The sequence below is a fragment of the Derxia gummosa DSM 723 genome, assembly GCF_000482785.1.
GTDB lineage: Bacteria > Pseudomonadota > Gammaproteobacteria > Burkholderiales > Burkholderiaceae_E > Derxia > Derxia gummosa.
Window position 1 is genome coordinate 652,080 of the sequence record NZ_AXWS01000007.1, and the last position, 24,861, is coordinate 676,940.

23 protein-coding genes and 1 riboswitch are annotated in these 24,861 nt (G+C 67.8%); of the genes, 8 read left to right on the top strand and 15 right to left on the bottom strand.

All coding sequences use genetic code 11. The features are described from left to right. Positions 1-62: 62 nt before the first annotated feature. From H566_RS0104115 to glyA, 5 genes are all read right to left on the bottom strand, one after another. Complete coding sequence (locus H566_RS0104115; RefSeq protein WP_156924285.1) at positions 63-1,115, bottom strand: Tim44 domain-containing protein; 1,053 nt, start codon at positions 1,113-1,115, stop codon at positions 63-65. Between the two features lie 152 nt (positions 1,116-1,267). After that, positions 1,268-2,908, bottom strand: coding sequence for a pyrroloquinoline quinone-dependent dehydrogenase (locus H566_RS0104125; protein ID WP_051377982.1), 1,641 nt, complete (start codon positions 2,906-2,908; stop codon positions 1,268-1,270). A 260-nt stretch (positions 2,909-3,168) separates the two neighbouring features. Further along, positions 3,169-4,281 carry a bifunctional diaminohydroxyphosphoribosylaminopyrimidine deaminase/5-amino-6-(5-phosphoribosylamino)uracil reductase RibD gene (ribD, locus tag H566_RS0104130; RefSeq protein WP_028310446.1) on the bottom strand — a complete coding sequence of 371 codons (1,113 nt, stop codon included), beginning with the start codon at positions 4,279-4,281 and terminating at the stop codon, positions 3,169-3,171. A gap of 28 nt (positions 4,282-4,309) precedes the next feature. Further along, positions 4,310-4,771, bottom strand: a complete 462-nt coding sequence (gene nrdR, locus H566_RS0104135; RefSeq protein WP_028310447.1) for a transcriptional regulator NrdR — start codon at positions 4,769-4,771, stop codon at positions 4,310-4,312. Positions 4,772-4,788: 17 nt separating this feature from the next. Continuing rightward, positions 4,789-6,042, bottom strand: a complete 1,254-nt coding sequence (gene glyA / locus H566_RS0104140) for a serine hydroxymethyltransferase (protein WP_028310448.1) — start codon at positions 6,040-6,042, stop codon at positions 4,789-4,791. Between the two features lie 67 nt (positions 6,043-6,109). Continuing rightward, a riboswitch (ZMP/ZTP riboswitch) is annotated at positions 6,110-6,261 on the bottom strand. Positions 6,262-6,469: 208 nt separating this feature from the next. Here glyA and H566_RS0104145 point away from each other — a divergent pair. From H566_RS0104145 to H566_RS0104160, 4 genes are all read left to right on the top strand, one after another. Then, complete coding sequence (locus H566_RS0104145; protein WP_028310449.1) at positions 6,470-7,222, top strand: SDR family NAD(P)-dependent oxidoreductase; 753 nt, start codon at positions 6,470-6,472, stop codon at positions 7,220-7,222. Positions 7,223-7,386: 164 nt separating this feature from the next. Beyond that, the gene (opgC, locus tag H566_RS0104150; RefSeq protein ID WP_028310450.1) at positions 7,387-8,580 is read left to right on the top strand and encodes an OpgC domain-containing protein; all 1,194 of its coding nucleotides are present in this window, start codon (positions 7,387-7,389) and stop codon (positions 8,578-8,580) included. A 241-nt stretch (positions 8,581-8,821) separates the two neighbouring features. After that, complete coding sequence (locus tag H566_RS22790; RefSeq protein ID WP_051377984.1) at positions 8,822-9,277, top strand: CidA/LrgA family protein; 456 nt, start codon at positions 8,822-8,824, stop codon at positions 9,275-9,277. A 109-nt stretch (positions 9,278-9,386) separates the two neighbouring features. After that, positions 9,387-10,064, top strand: a complete 678-nt coding sequence (locus H566_RS0104160) for an LrgB family protein (protein WP_028310451.1) — start codon at positions 9,387-9,389, stop codon at positions 10,062-10,064. 128 nt (positions 10,065-10,192) lie between these two features. Here the strand turns inward: H566_RS0104160 and H566_RS0104165 are convergent, their stop codons facing one another. From H566_RS0104165 to tyrS, 4 genes are read right to left on the bottom strand one after another with little or no spacing between them, the layout of a single operon-like run. Next, positions 10,193-10,990: a histidine phosphatase family protein gene (locus tag H566_RS0104165; RefSeq protein WP_051377986.1), complete on the bottom strand. Its 798-nt coding sequence runs from the start codon at positions 10,988-10,990 to the stop codon at positions 10,193-10,195. Beyond that, positions 10,987-11,640 (bottom strand): YbhB/YbcL family Raf kinase inhibitor-like protein, encoded by a 654-nt coding sequence (locus H566_RS0104170; RefSeq protein WP_028310453.1) that lies wholly within the window; start codon positions 11,638-11,640, stop codon positions 10,987-10,989. Before H566_RS0104170 ends, H566_RS0104165 begins: the two co-directional genes overlap by 4 nt. Further along, positions 11,637-12,122 (bottom strand): D-aminoacyl-tRNA deacylase, encoded by a 486-nt coding sequence (gene dtd / locus H566_RS0104175; RefSeq protein ID WP_028310454.1) that lies wholly within the window; start codon positions 12,120-12,122, stop codon positions 11,637-11,639. The genes H566_RS0104170 and dtd overlap by 4 nt, the downstream gene beginning before the upstream one ends. Further along, the gene (gene tyrS, locus H566_RS0104180; RefSeq protein WP_028310455.1) at positions 12,122-13,345 is read right to left on the bottom strand and encodes a tyrosine--tRNA ligase; all 1,224 of its coding nucleotides are present in this window, start codon (positions 13,343-13,345) and stop codon (positions 12,122-12,124) included. Before tyrS ends, dtd begins: the two co-directional genes overlap by 1 nt. 148 nt (positions 13,346-13,493) lie before the next feature. Between tyrS and H566_RS22795 the strand changes: the two genes are divergently transcribed. Both H566_RS22795 and H566_RS0104190 read left to right on the top strand, forming a co-directional pair. Continuing rightward, positions 13,494-14,945: a M23 family metallopeptidase gene (locus H566_RS22795; RefSeq protein ID WP_051377988.1), complete on the top strand. Its 1,452-nt coding sequence runs from the start codon at positions 13,494-13,496 to the stop codon at positions 14,943-14,945. Between the two features lie 13 nt (positions 14,946-14,958). Then, a complete protein-coding gene (locus H566_RS0104190) occupies positions 14,959-16,170 on the top strand; it encodes an anhydro-N-acetylmuramic acid kinase (RefSeq protein ID WP_028310456.1) in 1,212 nt (403 codons plus the stop codon). A 100-nt stretch (positions 16,171-16,270) separates the two neighbouring features. On the opposite strand, the gene erpA is transcribed toward H566_RS0104190, so the two are convergent. The 4 genes from erpA to rplM form a co-directional block, all read right to left on the bottom strand. Continuing rightward, on the bottom strand, positions 16,271-16,633 hold the full coding sequence (gene erpA / locus H566_RS0104195; RefSeq protein WP_028310457.1) for an iron-sulfur cluster insertion protein ErpA: 363 nt from the start codon (positions 16,631-16,633) through the stop codon (positions 16,271-16,273). Positions 16,634-16,877: 244 nt separating this feature from the next. After that, positions 16,878-17,924, bottom strand: coding sequence for an N-acetyl-gamma-glutamyl-phosphate reductase (gene argC, locus H566_RS0104200; protein WP_028310458.1), 1,047 nt, complete (start codon positions 17,922-17,924; stop codon positions 16,878-16,880). A 103-nt stretch (positions 17,925-18,027) separates the two neighbouring features. Beyond that, entirely contained in the window at positions 18,028-18,420 is a 393-nt protein-coding gene (gene rpsI, locus H566_RS0104205; protein WP_028310459.1) for a 30S ribosomal protein S9, read from the bottom strand. Between the two features lie 8 nt (positions 18,421-18,428). Continuing rightward, positions 18,429-18,857: a 50S ribosomal protein L13 gene (gene rplM, locus H566_RS0104210; protein ID WP_028310460.1), complete on the bottom strand. Its 429-nt coding sequence runs from the start codon at positions 18,855-18,857 to the stop codon at positions 18,429-18,431. A gap of 412 nt (positions 18,858-19,269) precedes the next feature. Between rplM and H566_RS0104215 the strand changes: the two genes are divergently transcribed. Beyond that, positions 19,270-19,692 (top strand): OsmC family protein, encoded by a 423-nt coding sequence (locus H566_RS0104215; RefSeq protein WP_028310461.1) that lies wholly within the window; start codon positions 19,270-19,272, stop codon positions 19,690-19,692. 18 nt (positions 19,693-19,710) lie between these two features. Here H566_RS0104215 and coq7 read toward each other — a convergent pair whose 3' ends face one another. Next, positions 19,711-20,370, bottom strand: a complete 660-nt coding sequence (coq7, locus tag H566_RS0104220) for a 2-polyprenyl-3-methyl-6-methoxy-1,4-benzoquinone monooxygenase (RefSeq protein WP_051377990.1) — start codon at positions 20,368-20,370, stop codon at positions 19,711-19,713. 294 nt (positions 20,371-20,664) lie between these two features. On the opposite strand from coq7, the gene H566_RS0104225 reads away from it, so the two are divergent. After that, positions 20,665-21,786, top strand: coding sequence for a porin (locus H566_RS0104225; protein ID WP_028310463.1), 1,122 nt, complete (start codon positions 20,665-20,667; stop codon positions 21,784-21,786). A gap of 77 nt (positions 21,787-21,863) precedes the next feature. Here the strand turns inward: H566_RS0104225 and polA are convergent, their stop codons facing one another. Further along, entirely contained in the window at positions 21,864-24,752 is a 2,889-nt protein-coding gene (gene polA / locus H566_RS0104230; RefSeq protein WP_028310464.1) for a DNA polymerase I, read from the bottom strand. Between the last annotated feature and the right edge of the window lie 109 nt (positions 24,753-24,861).

The following is a 24,861-nucleotide window of genomic DNA, read 5'->3' on the forward strand; positions in this document are numbered from 1 at the left end:
CGGAGGCCGGAGCACCGACCACCCGCCATCGCTTCGCGCCCGCGTTCGCGCGGGCGCGGCGCTCACACCTGCTCGATACCGGCCAGACGCCAGCCGTCACCCTGCTCGCGCAGCAGATGCCAGACCTCGTCCACCGCCTCCGACGGCTGATTCGACGATTCGCTCACATGGCCACGGAAGCGGACGCTCGCGATCTGGGCGCCATCGCCGTTGCGCGTGAAATCGACGATCTCGCCGCGCATGTCGATCACCTCGGTGCTCGCGCGCGCGCCACCACGCTGGTCGATATCGAGCCTGAGCTGCTCGAACATCATCGGCGTCGTGTACTTGCGCAGGCCGTCGGTATCACCAGCGTTGTTCAGGTCCTGCATCGTCTTGAAGAAGGCCGGCGCGAAGCGTTGCAGCTCCTCGGCCTCGGGGCCGAAGCCGCCCGTGCTGCCACCCGTCGGTGGCACCGAGCGATAGGCCGCCGTGCCACCCGCCGCGTACGGTGACGAGCCGGCCGTGGCCGAGCGCGGCTGGGCCGAGTTGCGACGCCACATGTAGAACGCACCCGCACCGAGCAGTCCGACCAGCAGCCACAGCCACATGCCGCCGCCCGACGACTGGTGCGCCGGCGCGCCATAGCCCGACGCCGCGCCACCGGTCGCGGCGCTGTCCATCGGGCCGGCAGAACCGGCGGGCGCCGCCGCGCCGCCGCCATGGGCCGCCGGCGCGTCGGGCCGCGCGGCCTCGCTCAGCGCATAGCCGGCCACCGCGCCGACCGCCGCGCCCGCGAGGGCCGGCTTGACCCAGCTGCCGCTGCCCTGCTGGGCCGGCACGCCGGCCGGGGCCGCCGCCGGCGCCGCATAACCCGGCTGGGCCGACGGCGCAGGCTGGGCGGTCTGGCCGCTACGCACGCGATCCATCACCTCCGGACGCTGCATGCCGCTCGCGCCACCGCTACCGACACGCGACGACGAGCCCGACGAATACGAGGACGACGACGAGCGCGACACGCTCGACGACGACGACGATTTGCCCCCGCCCAGACGCGCCTCGGCGGGCGCAGTCATCGACAGGGTGACCGCGGTCGCCACCAGGGCGGCAACCAGACGGGAAGGGGTCTTGCTCACTTTGACTCCGTTTACGAAGAAGAGCTGAGCGCCGCGCGGGGCGCGATGCCTCGCGCGCGTTCAGACGCGAGTTTGGGCCAGACGGGCCAAAACCAAGCGCATGGAGAGCTTACAGAAAGGTTTCCAAATCGCTCGGACTCGACGGCAAACCCTTACAGCCCGAACACCACGATCTGCGCCGTCGCCCCGCTGGCCGCGAAGCCGCCGTGCGAAAAGCCAGTCGCCACCGCGATGCGCTGATGCCCGCCGGCCAGATACGAAATGACACCACCGCCATTCGGCCCGCCGGTCGCCAGCATGCGCAGCTGCTTGCCGGTGACCGCGTCGATCGCCACCAGCCGCCCGCGCAGATCGGCCGTGAGCAGCAATTGCCCGGCCGTCGCCGTCACGCCCGCGAGCAGCGGCCGGTCCGACATCCAGCGCCAGCGCGCGAGGCCGGTGTGCGCATCGACGGCGGTGATCACGCCGCGCGCCTGATCGATCGGGTCGCGCGTGCCATAGCCGTTGGCCCAGCCGAGATAGGGCTTGCGCGCCGTCCACACCGGCGGCTCGCCCTGGATGGCGGTCGCGCACCAGTCGATCGCGCCCAGGTAGAGCAGGTTGTTGAGCGGGCTGTAGGCCGGCCCGTTCCATTGCACCGCCGCGATCGGGCAGATGCGGATGCCGGGCGCGAGCGGGATCTCGGCCGTGGTGTTGAGCTGCGTCACGAGCGGCAGCTTGAACAGCAGCTTGCCGTCGGCGTGGTCCACCACATGCAGCACGCCGTCCTTGCCGGCGACGGCGGCGGCGCGCCGGCCGTCCCAGTCGCTGTACGAGGCAACGACCGAGGTATCCCAGTCGCGGTCTTCGGGGCCGAGCAGCTGGTAGGCCCACTTGAGCGCGCCGGTGGTCGCGTCCAGCGCGACGAGGCTGTTGGTGTAGAGATTGCGGCCCGGCCGCATCGCCTTGTTGAAGTCCGGCCCCGGATTGCCGACCGGAATCAGCAGCGTGTTGCTGAACGGGTTGAGCGAATACGTCGTCCAGGTGCCACCGCCGCCGTGGGCGAGGCTGGCCGGGTCGGTCCAGGTTTCGGCGCCCGGTTCGCCCACCTGCGGCACGGTGTTGAAGCCCCAGACCTTGTGCCCGTCGGTGGCGCTGAAGGCCATCATCTCGCCCCGGATGCCGCTGTCGCCGCCGGCCTTGCCGAGATAGACGAGGCCGTTCCAGGCCAGCGGCGCGGCGACGGCATATTCGCCGAGATAGGCGTCGGCGACGACCGTGTGCCACAGGAGCTGGCCGGTCGCGGCGTCGAGCGCGAGCAGATAGCCGTCGTTCGTGCCCCGGAACACGCGGCCGTCGGCGACGGTGGCGCCGTTGTTGGTGCCGTATTGCAGGTCGGGCCGCAGCGGCAGCCATTCATGCTTCCAGCGCAGCGCGCAGGTGGCGGCGTCGATCGCATACGTGTTGTGCGCGGTCGTGAAGATCATCGTGCCGCGATGGACGATCGGCCCGGCGCGGAAGGCGAACTTCTCGCCGGTATCGAAGCGGCATTGCTCGCGCAGCGCACCGATGTTGCCGCGGTCGATCTCGCCCAGCTGCGAATAGCGGAAGCCGCGATAGCCCTTGTTGAAGGTGAGCCAGTTGCCGCCGTCGTAATCGGCACCCTCGGCCTCGGGCCGGCTTGGCAGATTGCCGCTGGGGCGGGTCGAGATGACGGTGGTCTGGGCGGCGACCGGCACGGCGGGCGCGAGCGCGGCCGCAAGGCCGAGCGCGAGGCCGAGCCGGCATGCGGCGGGCGCGAGGACGGAAGGCATGGGGATCTCCTGGGCGGCGCCCCGGTGGGCCGGGGTCGGGGGCGGAGATCATCGGTGCGGCCAGGAGTGCGCACCTGGGTTCAAGCCGCCGGCTTGACTGGCGGGGCGACAGGCGATGCGACCGGCGCGGCTCGCGGCAGATATCACATCCGCTGCCGACCACTGGCGGTGGGGTTGCGCGCACCACCGCCGACGCGGTCGGCCCGGCGGCAATCCGGCAGTCGCCGCGCCGGGCGGATTCGCCCTCGCGCGGCGCGCCCTCAGCGCTTCACGCGCGCCAGCACCCGCACATCGCCATCGGCCAGCAGCGTGACCGAATGCGTGTCGAGCGCGAGCCGCCCGTCCAGCTCGGCCAGCGCCGGCAGCGCGGCCATGCCCCTGCCGGGGCCGATCAGGCAGGGCGCGAGGTAGAGCAGCAGCTCGTCCACGCAGCCCTCGCGCAGCAGCGAGCCGTTGAGCTTCTCGCCCGCTTCCACATGCAGCTCGTTGATGCCGCGCCGGCCCAGCTCGGCCAGCATCGCGCGCAGATCGACCTTGCCGTTGGCGTCGGGCAGCGACACCACCTCCACGTCGCGGCGCGCAAGCGCGTCGGCCTTGAGCGCGACCGCCGCGTCGTCAAGCGCGCCGGCGAACACCAGCGTGCCGGTGTGGACGATGCGCGCTTCCAGCGGCACGCCCAGACGCGCATCCACCAGCACGCGCTTCGGCTGGCGCGTGGTCTCCACCAGCCGCACGTTGAGCTGCGGATCATCCTCGCGCACGGTGCCGAGGCCCGTGAGCACGGCGCAGGCGCGCGCGCGCCAGGCATGGCCGTCGGTGCGCGCCGCCTCGCCGGTAATCCATTGCGACACGCCGTTGTCGAGCGCGGTGCGGCCATCGAGGCTGGCCGCGATCTTCATGCGCACCCAGGGCGTGCCGCGCGTCATGCGCGAGATGAAGCCCCGGTTGAGTTCCTCGGCCTCGGCGCGCAGCAGGCCGCAGCGCACGTCGATGCCGAAGTCGCGCAGGCTTTGCAGGCCCTTGCCGGCGACGAGCGGATTCGGGTCGTCCATCGCCGCCACCACGCGCGCCACCTTGGCCTCGCGCAACGCGCCGGTGCACGGCGGCGTGCGGCCGAAGTGGTTGCAGGGTTCGAGCGTGACGTAGGCCGTCGCGCCGACGATGCCGTCGGGCCCGACGCGGGCGCGCGCATCCATCAGCGCCATCACTTCGGCATGCGGCTCGCCCGCGCGGCGGTGAAAGCCCACGCCCAGCACTTCCTCGCCGCGCGCGATCACGCAGCCGACGCGAGGATTGGGGGTGGTCGTGTAAAGCCCCTCGCGCGCCGCATCGAGGGCGCGGCGCATGTGGGCGTGGTCGTATTCGGTGAACATCGTCGGCTCCCCCGGCCAGTGGCCGGCATCAGCGCCGGCGCGACTTCTCGACTTCCTGGATCACTTCCTTGAACTCGCCCACATCGTTGAAGCTGAAGTAGACGGACGCGAAGCGGATGTAGGCGATCTTGTCGAGCTTCTTGAGTTCGCGCATCACCAGCTCGCCGATGCGCTCGCTCGGCACTTCCTTGGCGGCCATCGTCACCAGCTTGTCCTCGATGCGCTGGATCGCGTCATCGACGGCGGCCGCGCTCACCGGCCGCTTGCGCAGCGCCAGCGTGAAGCTCGCCTTGAGCTTCTCGCGGCTGTATTCCACCCGGCTGCCGTCGCGCTTGACCACCACCGGCAGCATCACCTCGATGCGTTCGTAGGTCGTGAAGCGCTTGTCGCAGGACGGGCAGCGCCGACGGCGGCGGTTGACCGAACCGCCATCCGTCAGCCGGGTTTCGAGCACCGACGTGTCGTCGTGTCCGCAGAACGGGCAATGCATGCCGGTGCCCTCGCCGCTTACTTGCCGCCGTACACCGGGAAGGCGTCGGTCAGCTTCTTCACCTCGGCGCGCACGCGCTCCAGCACGGCGGCGTCACCGGGCGCGGCGAGCACGTCGGCGATGAGGTTGGCGGTCTTCTCGGCCTCGGCTTCCTTGAAGCCGCGCGTCGTGAGCGCCGGCGTGCCGATGCGGATGCCCGAGGTGACGAAGGGCTTTTCCGGGTCGTTCGGGATGCCGTTCTTGTTGACCGTGAGGTGCGCCTCGCCGAGCAGCTTCTCGGCTTCCTTGCCGGTGATCTTGAGCGCGCGCAGGTCCACGAGCATGACGTGGCTCTCGGTGCGGCCCGACACGATGCGCAGGCCGCGCTTCGTGAGCGTCTCGGCCATCACCTTGGCGTTGCGCGCGACCTGTTCCTGGTAGGCCTTGAACTCGGGTTGCAGCGCTTCCTGGAAGGCCACGGCCTTGCCGGCGATGACGTGCATGAGCGGGCCGCCCTGGATGCCCGGGAAGATGGCGGAATTGATCGCCTTCTCGTGCTCGGCCTTCATCAGGATGATCCCGCCGCGCGGGCCGCGCAGGCTCTTGTGCGTGGTGCTGGTGACCACGTCGGCGAAGGGCACCGGGTTGGGGTACACGCCCGCCGCGATCAGGCCGGCGTAGTGGGCCATGTCCACCATGAAGATGGCGCCGACTTCCTTGGCGATCTTGCCGAAGCGCTCGAAGTCGATGCGCAGCGCGAAGGCCGAGGCGCCCGCGATGATGAGCTTGGGCTTGTGCTCGCGCGCGAGGGCTTCCATGCGGTCGTAGTCGATGTCCTCGGCTTCGTTCAGGCCATAGGACACGACGTTGAACCACTTGCCCGACTGGTTGAGCGCCATGCCGTGCGTGAGGTGGCCGCCTTCGGCCAGGCTCATGCCCATGATGGTGTCGCCGGGCTTGAGGAAGGCCATGAACACGGCCTGGTTGGCCTGCGAGCCCGAGTTGGGCTGCACGTTGGCGGCTTCGGCGCCGAACAGCTTCTTCAGGCGGTCGATGGCGAGCTGCTCGACCACGTCGACGTATTCGCAGCCGCCGTAGTAGCGCTTGCCGGGATAGCCCTCGGCGTACTTGTTGGTCAGCTGGGAGCCCTGGGCTTCCATGACGGCCGGCGAGGTGTAGTTCTCGCTGGCGATGAGTTCGATGTGGTCCTGCTGGCGGCCGTTTTCGGCCTGGATGGCGGACCAGAGCTCGGGATCGACCGAGGCGATCGTGTGGGTGGCGCGATTGAACATGGGATTCCTCAAGGGAAGGCTGGGATGGAAGCCGGCGCCCGGACGAACCGCGACGCCGAAGTTTCACCATCGATGCCCAGGCGAACGGCTTGATGCGGCAGGTGACGGAACCGTCGCGCGCTGCCGGCCTGATGCCGTCACCGCGCTGCGGGTTCTCGACCGCCGCGCCCTGCGCTCCCCCGTGGTGAGCCCACGTATTCGCCAGTCACGCAGGATTGAATGGTCGGGCGGGATTGTAGGCGAGCGATCGGATCGCCGAAACCGCTGCCGACGGTCTGGTCGAACCACCGCGCCGTCCATCGCCATCAATCGACGCTTGCCCGGACGGGGGCGTGTAACCATCGCCGCCGGCATCGCTCCGGGCCACTCCGCGCGGAGAAGATCCGGTCCCCACGCACTCGCCATCCATCAGAAGACAGGAGCCTCCATGCCCCTCACCGCCTTCATCACCGGCGCCACCGCCGGCTTCGGCGCGGCCATCGCCCGCCGTTTCGTGGCCGAAGGCCATCGCGTCGTCATCGCGGGCCGTCGCGCCGAGCGGCTCGATGCGCTCAAGGCCGAACTGGGCGAGGCCGCCCATCCCGTCGTGCTCGACGTGCGCGACCGCGAGGCGGTGTTCGCCGCCGTGGCCGCGCTGCCGGCGGACTTTGCCGGCGTCGATCTGCTCGTCAACAACGCCGGCCTCGCGCTCGGCCTGGAGCCGGCGCAGCGCGCCGACCTCGACGACTGGGAGCAGATGATCGACACCAACATCAAGGGCCTCGTGTACATGACCCGCGCGCTGCTGCCGGGCATGGTCGCGCGCGGCCGCGGCCATGTGGTGAACCTCGGCTCGATCGCGGGCGAGTTCCCCTACCCGGGCGGCAACGTGTACGGCGGCACCAAGGCTTTCGTGCACCAGCTTTCGCTCAACCTGCGCGCCGACCTGCTCGGCACGCCCGTGCGCGTGACCGACGTGCAGCCGGGCCTGTGCGGCGGCACCGAGTTCAGCAACGTGCGCTTCAAGGGCGACGACGCGAAGGCGGCCAAGGTGTACGAGAACACCCAGCCGCTGACGGCCGATGACGTGGCCGACACGGTGTTCTGGGTGGCGACGCGGCCGGCCCACGTCAACATCAACAGCGTCCAGCTCATGCCGGTGTGCCAGGCCTTCGGGCCCCTGGCGGTGCACAAGGGCTGAGCACGCGCGCGACGCGGGACCGGGTGCCGCGCGCGCCGGTCCCGCGTCGCGTGACCGAATTGGCTTTCCTCCGTACCGGCGGCTTGCGGCGTCGTGGCCGCATGCCAATCTGCCCCGCGCCTGCGCCCCTCCCCCGGCGCATCTCCTCCGGTACGAACAAGACCATGACTTCCACGCCAAGACGCGAGCGCGATCACGTCATCGATTTCCTGCGCGGCCTCGCGCTCATCACCATCCTGCTCAACCACTTCTCGGGCTTTGCCTACCGGCTCGGCTACGCGGGTTTCGCCTTCCCGACCATGACGATGGTCGGCTACTCGTCGGCGGCGGAGGTGTTCTTCCTGTTTTCCGGCTATCTGGTCGGGCTGGTGCATGTGGGCCAGCGCGCCGAGGTGGACTGGCGCCGCGCGACGTTGCGCATCGTCGGGCGCATGGCGCAGATCTATTCGATGGCGCTGGCGGTCTGGGTGCTGCTACTGGCGCTGGTGTCGGTGGCCAGCCCGGACGAGCTGACGGCGGTGGGACTGACGGCGCTTGCCGGGCAGCCGGCGCTCGCGGCGCGCGACCTGCTGCTGATGCGCGAGGCGCCGATGATCATCGACATCCTGTTCGTGTACGTGCTGTACATGGGGCTGACGCCGCTGCTCATCCCGGTGCTGCGCCGGCTGCGCGGGCGCTTCATCGTGCCGCTGCTGGCGCTGTACGGGCTGTCGCAGGCGCTGCCGGAACTGGGCGACGTGGGTGCCGGCCCGTGGAACCGGCTGGCCTGGGCCCTGCCCTTCTTCGGCGGGATGACGCTGGCGGTCTCGGGCGCGCTGGAGCGCGCGCGCGACTGGGCCGGCCGTCATCCGCGCGCGATCTGGCCGCTGGCCGGGGCGCTGGCGCTGTTCACCGTGGTGTTCCTGCTCGATGCCTGGGGCCGCAGGTTGGGCGTGGTGTTCGATCTGCCGGGCGCCGACAAGCGCCATCTCGGCCCGGTGCGGGTGCTGCATGTGGTGGTGGTGCTGGCAACGGCCTTCGTGTTCTTCTGGCGCCGGCCACGGCTGGTGGCTTCGGCGGCGGGCCGCGTGATCTGCGCCGCGGGCGCCAATTCGCTGGAGGTGTTCGCCTTCGGCGCGGCCTATTGCTATGGCGCGGTGCTGCTGTGGCATCAGGCGCTGCCGGGCAATGGCGGTTATGTGGCGCTGAGCCTCCTGGGCATCGCGCTGACGCTGGTGCTGGGCTGGGCGCTGTCGGCGCGCAAGCGGGTGATCTCGACCCGCGCGACCGCCCCAGTCGCGCGCGCCGAAAGCTTGATTCATGGCGGCGTCCACGGACTGGCGGCGCATGAGGTTCAGCCGGCGAGTACCGGGCATTGAGACAGCGCGGGCTTGCCCTGTCACGCGCGAGCCGGCGCGGCAAACCTTCCGCAGGTCGTTCGATCCGGTCTCACCGCTCGCCTGACGCCAGGGGACGTGAAGGCGTCGCCTGTCGGCTGGCGGACGTTTTTACTCCCCCATCATTCACAAATCGAATCCAGCCGATTCAGAACATTCATTTTCGTGACGGCCGGGCGATCCGTATAAAGACGACAAGATCGCTCGAATAAGGGTTAACCCCATGACCGTCCAACGTCTTCCCCTCCGTGTCCGTGCCCTGCTGCGTCACAGCCGGCTGCTCCAGATCGGTCTGCTCATGGCCGTGTGGTGGCTGGCCGAAAGCCTGCGCCAGCACCTGGCCCTGCCGGTGCCGGGCAGCGTGCTCGGCCTGGGGGCGATGCTGGCGCTGCTGCTCGCGCGCATCGTGCGGGTCGAAAGCTTCCGCCAGGGCGCGCGCTGGCTACTGGGCGAGATGCTGCTGTTCTTCGTGCCGGCGGCGATGGCGCTGCTCGATCACCCCGAGTTCCTGAGCGTCACCGGACTGAAGCTGCTGGCGGTCGTGGCGGTCGGCACGCTGCTGGTGATGGGCACGACGGCGCTGGCGGTCGAGGCCTGCTTCCTGCTGTCGCGCCGCGCGATGGCTGCGCCCGATACGCTCGCCGGCTCGGCGCTGCCGCGCGCCCACGGCCTGCGCTGAGGTAGCCATGGCGATCGAACTTGGCCTGCTGGCCGCGCCCGGCATGGTGTCGGCGCACGATCCCTTCGGCGGCCTGGAAACCCAAGTCATCAATGCCGTGACCGACGGCATGACGCTGGCTGTCTGGCCACTGGCCACGATCGTGGTCTATCTGCTCGCCAAGGCCACCTACCGCCGGCTCGGCACCTGGTGGGCGATGCCGCTGCTGCTGGCGCCAGCGCTGCTGCTGGGCCTGGCGCTGGTGGCCCACACCGATTACCGCGACTACATGCGCGGCTCGCATTTCCTGCTGCTGATGCTGGGGCCTGCCACCGTGGCCTTCGCGCTGCCGATCTACGAGCGGCGCGCCCTGATCGCGCGCCACTGGAAGGTGCTGATCGTGGGCGTGACCGCGGGCAGCGGCATGGCGATGGCGAGCGCCTGGCTGCTCGCCACCTGGCTGCATCTGTCGCCCGACCTGCGCGCGAGCCTGCTGCCGCGCTCGATCACCACGCCGTTCGCCATCGTGGTGTCGGGCGACGTGGGCGGCGTGCCCGACCTGACGGCGGTGTTCGTGATCCTGACCGGCGTGTTCGGTGCCGCCACCGGCGGGCTGCTGCTGCGCTGGCTGCCGCTGCGCTCGTCACTGGCGCGTGGCGCGCTGTTCGGCATGGGCGCCCATGGTGCTGGCGTGGCCAAGGCGATGGCGGTGGGCGAGGAGGAAGGCTCGATCGCCGGCCTGACGATGGTGCTGGCCGGCCTGCTGAATGTGACGGTGGCGCCGGTGCTGGCGCACTTCATCGGCTGAACGCGAGCAGCTTGACGCTGCTTCGGCGACCGGCACGCGGGACGACCTCGCCGCAAACGACAAGGGCAGCCTCGCGGCTGCCCTTTTTCATTGCCGCGCCCGTCGCGCGGCCCGGCGGCGATGCGATGTCATTCGTCCAGCGTCTCGGTGAGGTGATCGATCTCACCCCAGCTGCCGATGCGGAAGCCTTCCGGCCCGTGCAGCAGCCGGTTGATGCTCGCGTTCATCGCGCGCCACTTGCGCGGCGTGTCGAGGCCGGTGGCCGCGCCGAGCCGGTAGGCGCAGTCGAGCACGCCGCCGTGCAGCGCCACCAGCACCTTGCCGCCCGCGTGCGCCGCCGCCACCGTCGCGAGCGCGCCGGCGATGCGGTCGTAGAACTGCCGGCGCGTCTCGCCGTCGTCGGGCTGGAGCATGAGCAGGTCGGTCGAATTCCAGCGCGCGTACAGCTCGGGATGGCGCTGCGGAATCTCGGCGATGAACTCGCCCTCCATCGAGCCGAAGTAGCGCTCGCGGAAGGCTGGCATCACCGTCACCGGCGTGGCGCGGCCGGCGGCGATGGCGAGCGCCGTCGCATGCGCGCGCTTGAGGTCGCTCGAATAGATCGCGTCGAACTGCTCGTCGGCGAGCGCGCGCGCCGTGGCCTCGGCCTGCCAGCGGCCCAGCTCGTTGAGTTCGATGTCGGCATGGCCCTGGATGCGGTGGGCGCGGTTCCAGTCGGTCTCGCCATGGCGCACGAGGACGATCTCGGTCTCGCGGGGGCGGCGTTCCTCGCGCGGGCCGGTGGCGCGGGCGAAGGGGATGCCTTCGGTGCCGGGGGCGTCGCCGGGCAGGCCGCGCTGCGCGGCGACCGGACGGTTGCCGGTGGCCGCGTCGGCGTCGGCGCGTGCCGCGTCCTGCAAGGGCTGCGTGGTGCCGCCCGCCGTCATGCCGGCACCGCCGGATTCAGGCTGTACGTCCCGGTCATGCTCGCCGTGCCGAGCACCTTGCCGTCGATGGCCGCGAGCACGTCGGCGCGCGTGAAGCGCGGCGCGAGCGTGGCGGGCAGTTCGACCTGCGCCACCGACAGCGCGTAGAGCGTGAAGTGGTAGTGGTGGACGATCGTGTCGTTCCACGGCGGGCAGGGGCCGTCGTAGCCGAAGTAGTCGCCCGACATGTCGGGGTCGCCGTGGAACCAGCCGGTGTAGTCGTTGATGCCGTGGCGCAGCAGCGTGCCGTCGGCGCGCGCGATGGCCGGGCCGCCCTTGCCGCGCGGCGTGACCGCGTGGCTGAACTCGCCGGCGGCGATCGGGCCGCTCGCGGCCGGCAGGTCGATGAGCGCCCAGTGCGTGAAGTCGGCGCGCGGCAGGTCGGCGGGCACGAAGCGGCCTTCCTGGTTCACGTCGTCGGGCTTGGTGGGCACGTCGCTGTCATGGCAGATGAGCACCAGCGATTGCGTGCCGTCGGGCAGATCGCTCCACGCGAAATGCGGATTGCGGTTGGCCGACAGCGCCACGTGCGAGGTGGGCGACGCCACGGCGAAGGCGAATTCGCCGGGAATCGGCGACTGGTCGGTAAAGCTGTCGCTCCAGAGTTTCATGCGGGCCTCGATACGGGTTCGGGGGAGACGGGCGGTTGCTGCAGCCAGATCGTGACCGGCCCGTCGTTGACGAGCGCGACCTTCATGTCGGCGGCGAAGCGGCCGGTGCCGATGGCGGCGAGGCGGTCAGCGTAGCGGGCGCGGGCGTCGGCGACGAGGCAGTCGTACAGCCGCCGGCCATCGTCGGGCGCGGCGGCGCGCGTGAAGCTCGGCCGGTTGCCCGAGCGGGTGTCGGCGGCGAGCGTGAACTGCGAGACGAGCAGCAGGCCGCCGCCCACGTCGAGCAGGCTGCGGTTCATCTTGCCGGCGTCGTCCGCAAAGATGCGGCACTTGAGCAGCTTGTCGAGCAGCAGCTGGCCTTCGCGCTCGGTGTCGCCGCGCTCGGCGCAGACCAGCACCAGCAGGCCGGCGCCGATCGCGCCCGTCACCTCGCCCTCGACGCGCACGCTCGCCTCGCTCACGCGCTGGAGCAGCGCGATCATCAGCTCAGCGCGACGCGCGCGAACTTGCGCTTGCCCACCTGCACGACAAAGCTGCCGGCCTCCACCTTGAGGCCCTTGTCGCTCACCACGTCGCCGTCGATGCGCACGCCGCCCTGCTCGATCATTCGATTGCCCTCGCTCGTGCTCGGCACGAGGCCGGCGTTCTTGAGCAGCGCCGCGATGCCCATCGGCGCGCCGGTCAGCGCCAGCTCGGGGATGTCGTCGGGGATGCCGCCCTTCGAGCGGTTGACGAAATCGGCCTCGGCCTGCTCGGCCGCCGCCGCGCCATGGAAGCGCGCGACGATCTCCTTGCCCAGCAGCACCTTGTAGTTGCGCGGATTGGCGCCCTGCTCGATCTCGGCCTTGAACTGCGCGATTTCGGCCATTGGGCGGAAGCTCAGCAGCTCGAACCAGCGCCACATCTGCACGTCGGAAATGCTCATCGTCTTGGCGAACATGTCGTTCGCCGGCTCGCTGATGCCGACGTAGTTGTTCTTGCTCTTGCTCATCTTCTCGACGCCGTCGAGCCCTTCGAGCAGCGGCATCGTGAGCACGCATTGCGGCTCCTGGCCGGCGTGCTTCTGCAGCTCGCGGCCGACCAGCAGGTTGAACTTCTGGTCGGTGCCGCCAAGCTCCAGATCGCTTTGCAGCGCGACCGAGTCGTAGCCCTGCATGAGCGGGTAAAGGAACTCGTGGATCGAGATGGGCACGCCGCCCTGGAAGCGCTTGGTGAAGTCGTCGCGCTCGAGCATGCGGGCGACGGTGTGGCTCGCGGCGAGCTTGATCATGCCGCGCGCGCCGAGGGCGTCGCACCACTCGGAGTTGTAGCGGATCTCGGTGCGCTCGGGGTCGAGCACGAGGCTGGCCTGCTTGTAGTAGGTCTCGGCGTTGGCCTTGATCTGCTCGGCCGTGAGCGGCGGGCGGGTGCTGTTGCGGCCCGACGGATCGCCGATGAGCGAGGTGAAGTCGCCGATCAGGAAGATGACCGTGTGGCCGAGGTCCTGGAGTTGGCGCAGCTTGTTGAGCACGACCGTGTGGCCGAGGTGGATGTCGGGCGCGGTCGGGTCGAGGCCGAGCTTGATGCGCAGGGGCTTGCCGCTGGCCTCGCTGCGCTTGAGCTTCTCGATCCATTCGGCTTCGACCAGCAGTTCGTCGCAGCCGCGCTTGGTGATGGCCAGCGCTTCGCGCACGCGATCGCTGAGGCCGGTGATTTCTTCGCTCATCGGGGGGTTTCTTCTGGTGGAGCGCGGCTGTCCTACAAGACGGCACGCGGCTTGCTACGCCCTTCAACCTCAAGGTCTTGGCTATGAGGCCGATTGCTATACTCGTCGGCTTCGACTAGCTGCCAGACGTTTCAAAGGATTCTAGCGAATGGATTTCGGCTCGCTCTGCCGATGGCCCCGCCTCTCGCGTCGCGCGAAATACGGACTGGTGGCCGGCTCGACCCTCATGCTCGCCAGCTTTGCCGGTGCGATCGCCTCGCTGGGTGAGCAGTACGCTGCCCAGCCCATGACCAATGGCGCCGTGCTCACGGTTGAACTCCCCCTGCCCTCGCTCGCGGCCCAGGTCGATGTGATCGAGTCGGAGTCGCAGGCCCATGAATACATTTCCGAAGAAGCGGTGCGCCCGGGCGATTCGCTTGGCAGCCTGCTCGACCGCCTCGGTCTCGGTGAGGACGCCGCCGCCGCCCGCTTCCTACGCGCCGACGATCTCGGCAAGCGCGTGATGCAGGTGCGCAATGGCCGCACCGTCACCGCCAAGGTTGATGGCGAAGGCAACCTGATCTGGCTGCGCTTCCCGATCGCCGGCGACGCTGCCATCTCCAGCCGCAAGAACGCACCGCGCGCGCGGCGCGGCAAGGGCGAGCCGGCCGACAAGCCCGCCATGCCCGAGCCCAAGGCCGACGAGCGCATGGTCGTGGTCGAGGCGCGCAACGGCGAATTCACCGCGCGCGAGGAGGCCGTGACCTTCGAGCGCCGCATCGAGATGCGCGCCGGCAGCATCCGCAACACGCTGTTCGCGGCCACCGACGCCGCCGGCCTGCCCGATGCCGTCACCAAGCAGCTCGCCGACATCTTCAACGACGACATCGACTTCCGCTCCGACCTGCGCCGCGGCGACAGCTTCCGCGTGGTGTACGAGGCGATGTACGCCAACGGCGAATACCGCCAGGCCGGCCGCGTGCTGGCGGCGCAATTCGTCAACGCCGGCAAGACCTACGAGGCGGCTTGGTACGAGGGCGAGGCGGGCCGTGGCAGCTACTACGGCTTCGACGGCAAGAGCCGGCAGGCGGCCTTCCTGCGCGCGCCGCTGGAGTTCTCGCGCGTGACATCGGGCTTCTCGATGAACCGGCTGCATCCCATCCTCAACACCTGGCGCGCGCATCGCGGCGTCGATTACGGCGCGGCCACCGGCACGCCGGTGCGCGCGGTGGGCGACGCGGTGGTCGAGACGGCCGGCTGGCAGAACGGCTACGGCAACGTGGTCATCCTCAAGCACCAGGGCGCGGTCAGCACGGTGTACGGCCACCTGAGCGGTTTCGCGCCGGGCGTGCGCAACGGCTCGCGCGTGGGCCAGGGCGACATCATCGGCTATGTCGGCAGCACGGGCTGGGCGACCGGGCCGCATCTGCACTACGAGTTCCGCGTCAACGGCGAGCAGCGTGATCCGCTCACGGTCGCCCTGCCGCAGTCCACGCCGCTCGACGGTCGCCAGCGCATCGCCTTCCAAGCCCGCGTGATGGACTACCAGAAGCGGCTCGCGCTGCTGGCCGACAACGCGCCGGCGCAGGTGGCGAGCAACGTGCGCGCGCGCATGCGCTGACGGACGGCGAACCGTGCTCTGCATCGGCCTGATGTCGGGCACGAGCCTCGACGGCATCGACGGCGTGCTCGTGCGCTTCAGCGCGGACGCGGCGCCCGCCGCGCCGAGGGCGGCAGCGCTGTTGCCCGGTTGGCCGGCGAATGCCGCCGAACCGGATGCCAAGCCGACAGACGCCATGGCCGGCACGGTGGCAGCTCTGTCATCCGGCGATCGGCCCACCCTGCTCGGCCACGTCCACCGTCCCTTCCCACCCGCGCTGCGCACCGAGCTGCTCGCGCTTCAGCGACCCGTCGCCGATGAACTGCACCGTGCGGCGGTCGCCGCCGTCGGCGTGGCCGATGCCTATGCGGAAGTGGTCGCGGCGCTGCTGCCGATGGCGGCCGACGAGCCTGTCGCCGTGATCGGCGCCCACGGCCAGACCGTGCGCCATCGCCCCGAATGCGGCTACACGCTGCAACTGCTCGACGGCGCCCGGCTCGCCGAGCGCAGCGGCATTACCGTCATCGGTGACCTGCGCAGCCGCGACATCGCCGCCGGCGGTCAGGGCGCACCGCTGGTGCCGGCCTTCCATGCGGCCGTGTTCGGCACGGCCGACGGCGAGGTACTCGTCGCCAATATCGGCGGCATCGCCAACGTGAGCCGACTCGGCGCCGACGGCAGCGTCACCGGCCATGACGTGGGGCCCGGCAATGTGCTTCTCGACCTGTGGGTCGAGCGCCATCTGGGCGAACCCTTCGACCGCAACGGCGCCTGGGCCTCGATCGGCGACACCGACGACATGCTGCTTGACGAACTGCTCGACGAGGAATTCTTCGATCGCGCGCCACCCAAGAGCACCGGGCGCGACCTGTTCAACGCCGACTGGCTTGACCGCAAGCTCGCGGCCTGGTCGTTCCTCGCGCCCGAGGATGTGCAACGAACGCTGGTCGAGCTGACCGCGATCGGCATCGCGCGCGAGGTCACGCCGCGCACGGCACGCGTCATCGTCTGTGGTGGCGGCGCGCGCAATGCCGAACTCATGCTGGCGCTGTCCGCGCATGTCGCCCTGACGGCGCCCGACTGCGTGGTCGGGACCAGTGCCGAACACGGTGTCGCACCCGAGCATGTCGAGGCGATGGCCTTCGCCTGGCTCGCGATGCGACACGAGCGCGGCCTGCCCGGCAACCTGCCGGCCGTGACCGGCGCGCAGGGCGTGAGACTGCTCGGCGCGCGCCATCCGGCCTGATCCGCCACCGTCGCCTGCTGCCGATGCAAAAGCAGACGGGCCGGCAATGCCGGCCTGTCCTCATACCGTGCGCGGCCCGGGCCGCGCTGCCTCGGTCTCGTCAGACCGAGAACGAAGAACCGCAACCGCAGGTGCTGGTCGCGTTCGGGTTCGAGATCACGAACTGGGCGCCTTGCAGATCGTCCTTGTAGTCGATGGTCGCGCCGACGAGGTACTGGTAGCTCATCGCGTCGATCAGCAGACTGACGCCGTTGCGCTGCATGACGGTGTCGTCGTCGTTCTGGTCTTCGTCGAAAGTGAAGCCGTACTGGAAGCCCGAACAGCCGCCGCCCTGGACGAACACGCGCAGCTTGAGGTTGGGATTGCCTTCCTCGTCGATGAGTTCGCGCACCTTGCCAGCAGCGGCTTCGGTGAAGATCAGCGGACCGGCTTCGGTCGGGAGGGATTCGGTGACGGCGTTCATGGCTTGCTCCTGGGTTTCGGCGCGCGCGGACTGCGCCCGAGTCATTCGGTGAGTGTATGCAGGCGCCGAACGCGGCATGTGCTTGCCTGCATCGGCATCAGGGTCGGACGCGCCCGCCGCGCCAATAGCTGGCGGGTACATGCGCATCACGATTGCGGGGATATGCCGCCATGCCCGACGGAAACAACCCGGCGTGGAGCGGGGTCTTGCGGATGCAGGAGCCGAGGGCGTCGCCGTCAGCACATCACGGCAACACCGGCAGCATCGTGAGCCCGGTGCTCTCGGGCAGGCCGAACATGAGGTTCATGCATTGCACGCCCTGCCCCGAAGCGCCCTTCACGAGGTTGTCCTCGACCACGAGGACGACGAGCTGGTCGCCGCCGCCCGGGCGGTGCACGGCGATGCGCACCGTATTGGCCGACCGCACCGAGCGCGTCTCGGGATGGCTACCCGCCGGCATCACGTCCACGAAGGGCTCGTTCGCATAGGCCGCCTCGAACAACGCCTGGAAATCGGTCTCGCGTGCCTCCGGCAGGATGCGGGCGTACAGCGTCGAATGGATGCCACGGATCATCGGGACAAGATGCGGCACGAAGGTCAGATTGATCGCGTCATGACCGGCGATCGCGCGCAGGCCCTGCTCGATCTCCGGCAGGTGGCGATGCCCCTTCACCCCGTAAGCCTTGAAGTTGTCCGACGCCTCTGCCAGCAGCGTATGCACCTCGGCCTTGCGACCGGCGCCCGACACGCCCGACTTGCAGTCGGCGATCAGCGTCGTGCCGTCCACCAGCTTCGCGCCATCACGCAGCACGGGCAGGAAACCGAGCTGCACGCTGGTCGGATAGCAACCCGGCAGCCCGATCAGTCGCGCGTCACGGATGCGGTCGCGGTTCACTTCCGGCAGGCCATACACGGCCTTGTCGAGCAGCGCTAACGCCGAATGCGGCATGCCGTACCACTTCTCGAATACGACCGGATCGCGCAGACGGAAGTCGGCCGCCAGATCGATCACCTTGACACCCGCCTCCAACAGGGCAGGCCCCTGTTCCATCGCCACGCCATGCGGCGTCGCGAAGAACACCACGTCGCAGGCACCGAGCGTGGCCGCGTCCGGCGCCGAGAAGGCGATATCCACGCGGCCGCGCAGCGACGGAAACATGTCAGCGACCGGCATGCCGGCCTCCTTGCGCGAGGTGATCGCCTGCAACTGCACCTGCGGGTGCTGCGCGAGAAGACGCAGCAGTTCCACGCCCGTATATCCGGTACCGCCAACAATGCCGACCTTGATCATGGCTTGCCCCTGTTCGGTCACAAATTCACTGCCAGAAATGCAAAAAGCCGCCCATCTGGGCGGCTTTCGTGTTCGGGCGACTGGCCTGCCAGCCGCAAACCGATCAGCGCTTCGAGAACTGCTTGCGGCGACGGGCGCCGTGCAGACCGACCTTCTTACGTTCGACTTCACGCGCGTCACGGGTCACGAGACCGGCGTTCGACAGAGCGGGCTTGAGCGTCGCGTCATAGTCGATCAGCGCGCGGGTGATGCCGTGGCGAACCGCACCGGCTTGACCCGACTCGCCACCGCCTTGCACGTTGACCTTGATGTCGAAACGTGCGGCGTTGTCGGTCAGCACGAGCGGCTGGCGGATGATCATCCGGCCGGTTTCGCGCGAGAAATATTCGTCGGCCGGCTTGCCGTTGACGACGATCAGGCCCGTGCCCGGCTTGATGAAGACGCGAGCAACCGCAGTCTTGCGGCGGCCGGTACCGTAGTTGTAGTTACCGATCATGGCTGACCTCAGACTTGGAGCGGCTTGGGTTGTTGCGCGGCATGCGGATGCGAGCCTTCGGCGTACACCTTCAGCTTCTTGATCATCGCGTAGCCGAGGGGACCCTTCGGCAGCATGCCCTTGACGGCCTTCTCGAGCGCGCGGCCGGGGAACTTGGCCTGCATCTTGTCGAAGGTGGTTTCGTAGATACCGCCCGGGTAGCCCGAGTGACGGTAGTACTTCTTGTCGAGGCCCTTGGTGCCGGTCACGCGGATCTTGCCGGCGTTGACGACGACGATGAAGTCGCCCGTGTCAACGTGCGGGGTGTACTCGGGCTTGTGCTTGCCACGCAGGCGGCGAGCGATTTCGGCGGCGAGGCGGCCCAGGACTACGTCGGTCGCGTCAACCACGAACCACTCGTGATTGACCTCAGCCGGCTTGGCGGAAAAAGTTTTCATGTTGCGTCGCAAAGTGCAGACCGGGAGAGCCCGGGGGGTTCAGCGCACCCCAGAAATCCGACCCGGGTGCAGGCGAGAACCGCTTTGAGCGGCCGACATGCCTTGCCGGAAAACGGTCGGCGATCGGTCGGATCATTTAACGGAAAGTCGGCTACTTTAGTGTGCCGAAGCGCCCTCTGTCAAACCATGCAAGACAACTCGGCATGGTTCGGGCAAAAAAAAGCCCGAGTGCCTTCGGCACCCGGGCAGAATCCACCAAAGAGGAGGGTGGAGGAGACACGGTGATGTGCCCTCGCTTTAGCGCTGAGGCCGCAAGCACAGGGCAGCAGGTGAGGCAAACTATAGCTAACCCTATGGTGCGATGCAAGAAGAAGCCCACGCACCTCCCGATCAACTCGTTACTTTCCTTATCATGAAATGCACAGTGCGGTGGATTGCGTCGGCAGGTATGGCTTTCCTGGGTGAATCCGGAAGCGGGCATACCACGATGATGGATGGCGCTCCGGAAGGTGGCGGCCGTAATCTCGCGCCTCGCCCCATGGAAATGATCCTCATGGGGACGGGTGGATGTACCGCCTATGACGTGGTGCACATCCTCAAGAAATCCCGTGCGGATGTGCTCGACTGCGAGGTCTCGCTGGACGCCGAGCGCGCTGCGGAAGATCCGAAAGTATTCGAGCGCATCCACTTTCACTTCAAGGTGAGCGGCCGCGGACTGCAAGCCAAGCAGGTCGAGCGAGCCGTGAATCTCTCGCACGAGAAGTACTGCTCAGCGTCAATCATGCTCGCCAAGACAGCGACCATCACCCACTCATTTGAGATCATCGAAGCCTGACGGCGAGGCCCTGCCTCGTCAGATTTTCGCGGCTATCGTCGTCATCACCTTGGCGGCGAGTTTCATTCCCTGCCGCACCGGGGTGGGAAACGGAAGGCCGCCGCCGGCGGTCGCGGCTTCGGCGTGGGCAATTTCATCGGCCTTCATCTGCGCGACGATGGCGCGACTGCGGGTATCGCCTTCCGGAAGGCGATCGAGATGCCCGTTGAGATGCGCCTCGACCTGCCGCTCGGTTTCGGCCATGAAGCCGAGGCTCACGGTATCGCCGAAACGCCCCGCCAGCGCACCGATGACGAAGGCGCCGGCATACCAGAACGGATTCAGCCGTGATCGATGCGCCCCCAGTTCGTCGAGCCGGCGTGCGGTCCACGCCAGATGGTCGCGCTCCTCGGCTGCGGCCTGCCGGAACTGCGACCGCACCGTCTCGTCTCGGGCCGTCAGCGCCTGCGACTGATAAAGGGCCTGCGCACATACCTCGCCAACATGGTTGACGCGCATGAGGCTGCCAGCCAGTTCACGTTCAGTCTCGGAAAGCGCGACATCCGTGGCGGGGAAGTCGATTTCCCGTGTAGTCGGCGGGATGCCGAAAACCGAGCGTAAGGCGGTATCGAACTCGATGATTGCGCGATCCGGAAGGGAAAACCTGCGACTTAGGTCTGCGGTGCCAATAGGACTCATTTTTGCAAATGCATGCGGTAAGTACAGCTTGCTATCTATAGGCGCACTGCTCGCGCCGCATGTGGTCATGCGCAAGTGAATTGCGCTTGTTGCGCAAATCCGACAGGCCAACACTCCGATACAAGGAAAAGAACGGGGCGTCGTGCCGCTTTCAAGGTTCTCTGAAAGAATCGGCCGCAGCTTCCGAGCAGGTCCGGGAAGTTACTGAACTCTGAGCACCGCCGAATTCAATTCAGGAGCGGGCTCTCACGAAAGAGCTTTCAGGCTTTCTACAAACATCGTGGAGAAAACCTTATGAAGAAGTCGCTTCTTGCGCTGGCCGTTCTCGGCACGTTTGGCGGTGCTGCTTTCGCGCAAAGTACCGTCACGCTGTACGGCATTGCCGATGCGTACTACCAGAACCTCGATAACGGCCCGAAGACCACCAACCGCATCGACAGCGGCGGTCTGAGCGGTTCGCGCATCGGCGTTCGCGGCAGCGAAGATCTCGGCAACGGCACGTCGGCGATCTTCACGATCGAAGGCGGCATCAACCTTGACGACGGTTCGAACGCCCAAGGCGCCGTCTGGGGTCGTCAGTCGTTCGTCGGCCTGAAGGGCAACTTCGGCCAGGCGACCATCGGTCGTCACCAGACTCCGCTGTACGACATCGTCGTGAACTACGGCGGCGCGGGTAACGGTCAATCGATTGGCGCTGCGTCGAACGTGTTTGCATTCGCCAACGGCACGCCCTACACCACCACCGCCACGGTTGTCACCGCCCCGATTGCGCGTGCTAACAATTCTGTCAAGTACATCTCGCCGAACTTCTCTGGCCTGACGCTGACGGCTTTCGCTGCCTTCGGCGAAAACACCAACAACGGCGTCAAGACCACTGCTGGCAACACGCTGGCTGGTGCCGCTGAGTACAAGATTGGCGCGTTTGCCGCGTCGGCCCTGTACCAAGAAACCAAGGCCAATCCCACCACCGCCGTCTCGGTGGACAAGGTCCGTACGGTGGCAGTCGGCGCTTCGTACAACTTCGGTGTTGTGAAGCCCTATGTCCTGTACCAGGACAACAAGACCAGCAACTTCGCCAGCTACGCCTCGACGCCGGCCACGACCACCAAGTCGCTGAGCAACTACTACGTCGATCTCGGCATTTCGGCTCCGCTCGGCGCTGGCGCCCTGACGGTCGATTACGCCTTCCTGAACAATCGCAACGATCAAGGCGTGATTGGCGAAAACGGTGATGCCAAGTCCGCCGGTCTGCGCTACGACTACAGCCTGTCGAAGCGCACGACGACGTACGCTGGTATCCAGAAGATCTGGAACGACTCGCAATCGGCCTACTCGCTCGGCGGCACTGCCAGCTTGGCGTCTGCTCGCGGTCAAGACCCGCGCACCATTTTCCTGGGTGCCCGTCACACGTTCTGATGAACAAAGCTCGCCCGGCAGCAACTGCCGGGCGCCTAGCGAAAAGGCCACCTCAGGGTGGCCTTTTCCATTTGTGCTCAGTGCGCCGCTTCCCAGTTCGGACCCGCGCCGATCTCCGCCAGCAAAGGCACGCTGAGTGATGCGACGCCTGCCATCAACTCGGGTACACGCCGCCGCACCATCTCCAGTTCGCTGTCGGGCACCTCGAACACGAGTTCGTCATGCACCTGCATCACCATGCGGGTCGCCCATCGCTCGGCGTCGATCGCCTTCTGTGTCGCAATCATCGCGAGCTTGATCAGGTCGGCTGCCGTGCCCTGCATCGGCGCATTGATCGCGGCACGCTCGGCGCCCTGACGGCGCGGACCATTCGGCGAATTAATCTCCGGCAGCCAGAGCCGACGCCCGAATACCGTCTCGACATATCCGCGCGTCTTTGCCAGCCTCCGGGTTTCCTCCATGTAGCGCGCGACGCCCGGATAACGTGTGAAATAGCGATCGATGTAAAGCTTTGCAGCATCTCGCCCAATGCCGAGATTCGCCGCGAGACCGAATGCGCTCATTCCGTATATCAATCCGAAATTGATGACTTTCGCGTAACGCCGCTGTTCATTGCTCACCATTTCGGGGTCGATTCCGAATATCTCAGCGGCAGTGGCGCGATGGACATCAATTCCTTCGGTAAATGCGCGTTTCAGATTCGCGTCATCGGCGATATGCGCCATGATGCGCAATTCGATCTGCGAATAATCGGCACTCACGATCACATGGCCCGGCGCAGCAATGAAGGCCTCGCGCACGCGCCGGCCCTCGGGCGTGCGGATCGGAATGTTCTGGAGGTTGGGCTCGTTCGAGGCGAGCCGTCCCGTCACCGCCACGGCCTGCGCGTAGTTGGTATGCACTCTCCCCGTAGCGGGATTGACCATGCGCGGCAGCTTGTCGGTGTAGGTGCTCTTGAGCTTGGCCAGCCCGCGGTGTTCGAGGATGAGCTTGGGCAGCGGATAGTCCTCGGCGAGCTTTTGCAGCACTTCCTCGTCGGTGGACGGGGCGCCGCTCGGCGTCTTTTTCACGACCGGCAGACCGAGCTTGCCGAACAGTAATTCGCCGATCTGCTTGGGCGAACCGATGTTGAACGGCTGGCCCGCCGCGTCATAGCACTCTTGTTCCAGTTCGAGGATGCGCTGGCCAAGCGCATGGCTTTGCGCCGCGAGCGCCTCGCAATCCACCAGAACGCCATGCCGCTCGATACGCGCGAGCACTTCGGCGACGGGCAACTCCATTTCCTCGTAAATCCGGCGCAAGCCGGCTTCGCCTTCGAATTGCGGCGCGAAATGGCGATGCAGCCTCAGTGTGATGTCGGCATCTTCGGCGGCATATTCGGTGGCGCGATCGATCGCCACCTGGTCGAAACAGATCTGGCTCGCGCCCTTGCCCGCGACCTGTTCGTAGGTGATGGTGGTTTCGTTCAGATGACGCAGCGCCATCGAATCCATGTCGTGGCTGCGATGGCTTTCGAGCACATAGCTTTCGAGCAGCGTGTCCTGCGCGACACCCGCCAGCGCGATGCCGTGGTTGAGCAGCACATGGCGGTCGTACTTGAGGTTCTGGCCCAGCTTGGGCTTGCTCGAATCCTCGAACCAGGGTTTGAGCAGGGCGAGCACGGCTTCTCGGTCGAGCTGGGCTGGCGCGTCGGCATAACGGTGGGCGAGCGGGATGTAGCAGGCGCGGCCCGGCTCGACGCTGAGCGACAGGCCGACGATCTCTGCGCGCATCGGGTCGAGCGAGGTGGTCTCGGTATCGACGCAGGTGAGCTCGGCGGCGTCGATGCGTGCGATCCAGGCGGCGAGCGCCTCCTCGGTCAGCACGCATTCGTAGTCGCGCGTGATGGCTGGGGGGAACAGGTCGCCGGCCGTGGTCCGGGCATCCGGCGCACTGTCGTCGTCGGCGCCGACGGACGAGCCAGTCACGGGCTGCGCGCCGGGACTGCCGGTCGAGGTGCCCGGCGCGAACCCACCCGACTGCCCGACCAACGCGAACTCGGCCGCTCCCGCTCCCGCTCCCGCTCCCGCCGCGCCACGTCCGCCGGCCGCCCGCCCTGGCCCTCCCATGTCGCGCAACCAGGTACGAAAGCCGTAGCGCTCGTACAACCCGCGCAGCGCCTCGGCGTCCGGTTCGGCCGGCAGGAGCGCCTCCAGCGCCACGCAATGCGCACTCAGGTCGCAATCGCACTTCACCGTCAGCAGCTCACGCGTGAGCGGGAACTGCGGCACGGCGCGACGCAGGTTCTCGCCGGTCACGCCCTTGAAGCCGTCGGCCGCAGCGATGATCGCGTCGAGCGAGCCGTGCTCGGTCAGCCATTTCACGGCCGTCTTGGGGCCGACCTTGTCCACGCCCGGCACGTTGTCCACCGTGTCGCCGATGAGCGCGAGGTAATCGACGATGCGCTCGGGCGGCACGCCGAAGCGCGCCACCACGCCCGCCGGGTCGAGCATTTCGGGCTTGCCGTCCTTGCTCATCGTGTTGACGAGGGTGACGTGCTGATTGACGAGCTGGGCGAGATCCTTGTCGCCGGTACTCACGATCACGTCGATGCCCTTGCCCGTGGCCTCGCGGCAGAGCGTACCGATCACGTCGTCGGCCTCGATGCCCTCGACCATGAGGATCGGCCAGCCCTCGGCGCGCACCGCCACGTGGATCGGCTCGACCTGCTTCGCGAGGTCTTCCGGCATCGACGCGCGGTTGGCCTTGTAATCGGCATAGAGGTCGTCGCGAAAGGTCTTGCCGCGCGCGTCGAACACGCAGGCGGCGTAATCGGCCGGAAAGTCGGCGCGCAGCCGGCGCAGCATGGCGAGGATGCCGTGCATCGCGCCGGTCGGCTCGCCCTGGGGGCTGCGCAGATCGGGCAGCGCGTGGAAGGCTCGGTAGAGATAGCTGGACCCATCGACCAGCAGCAGACGCTTGTTCATCGTTGGAGACAGCTCCGGAAATTGGCCCGGCATTATGTCGGGTCGCCCAAGGGGGCGCTGATAGAATCCGGCCGATGAAAACCCGCTCGCTTTCGCCCGTCTCGCCGCG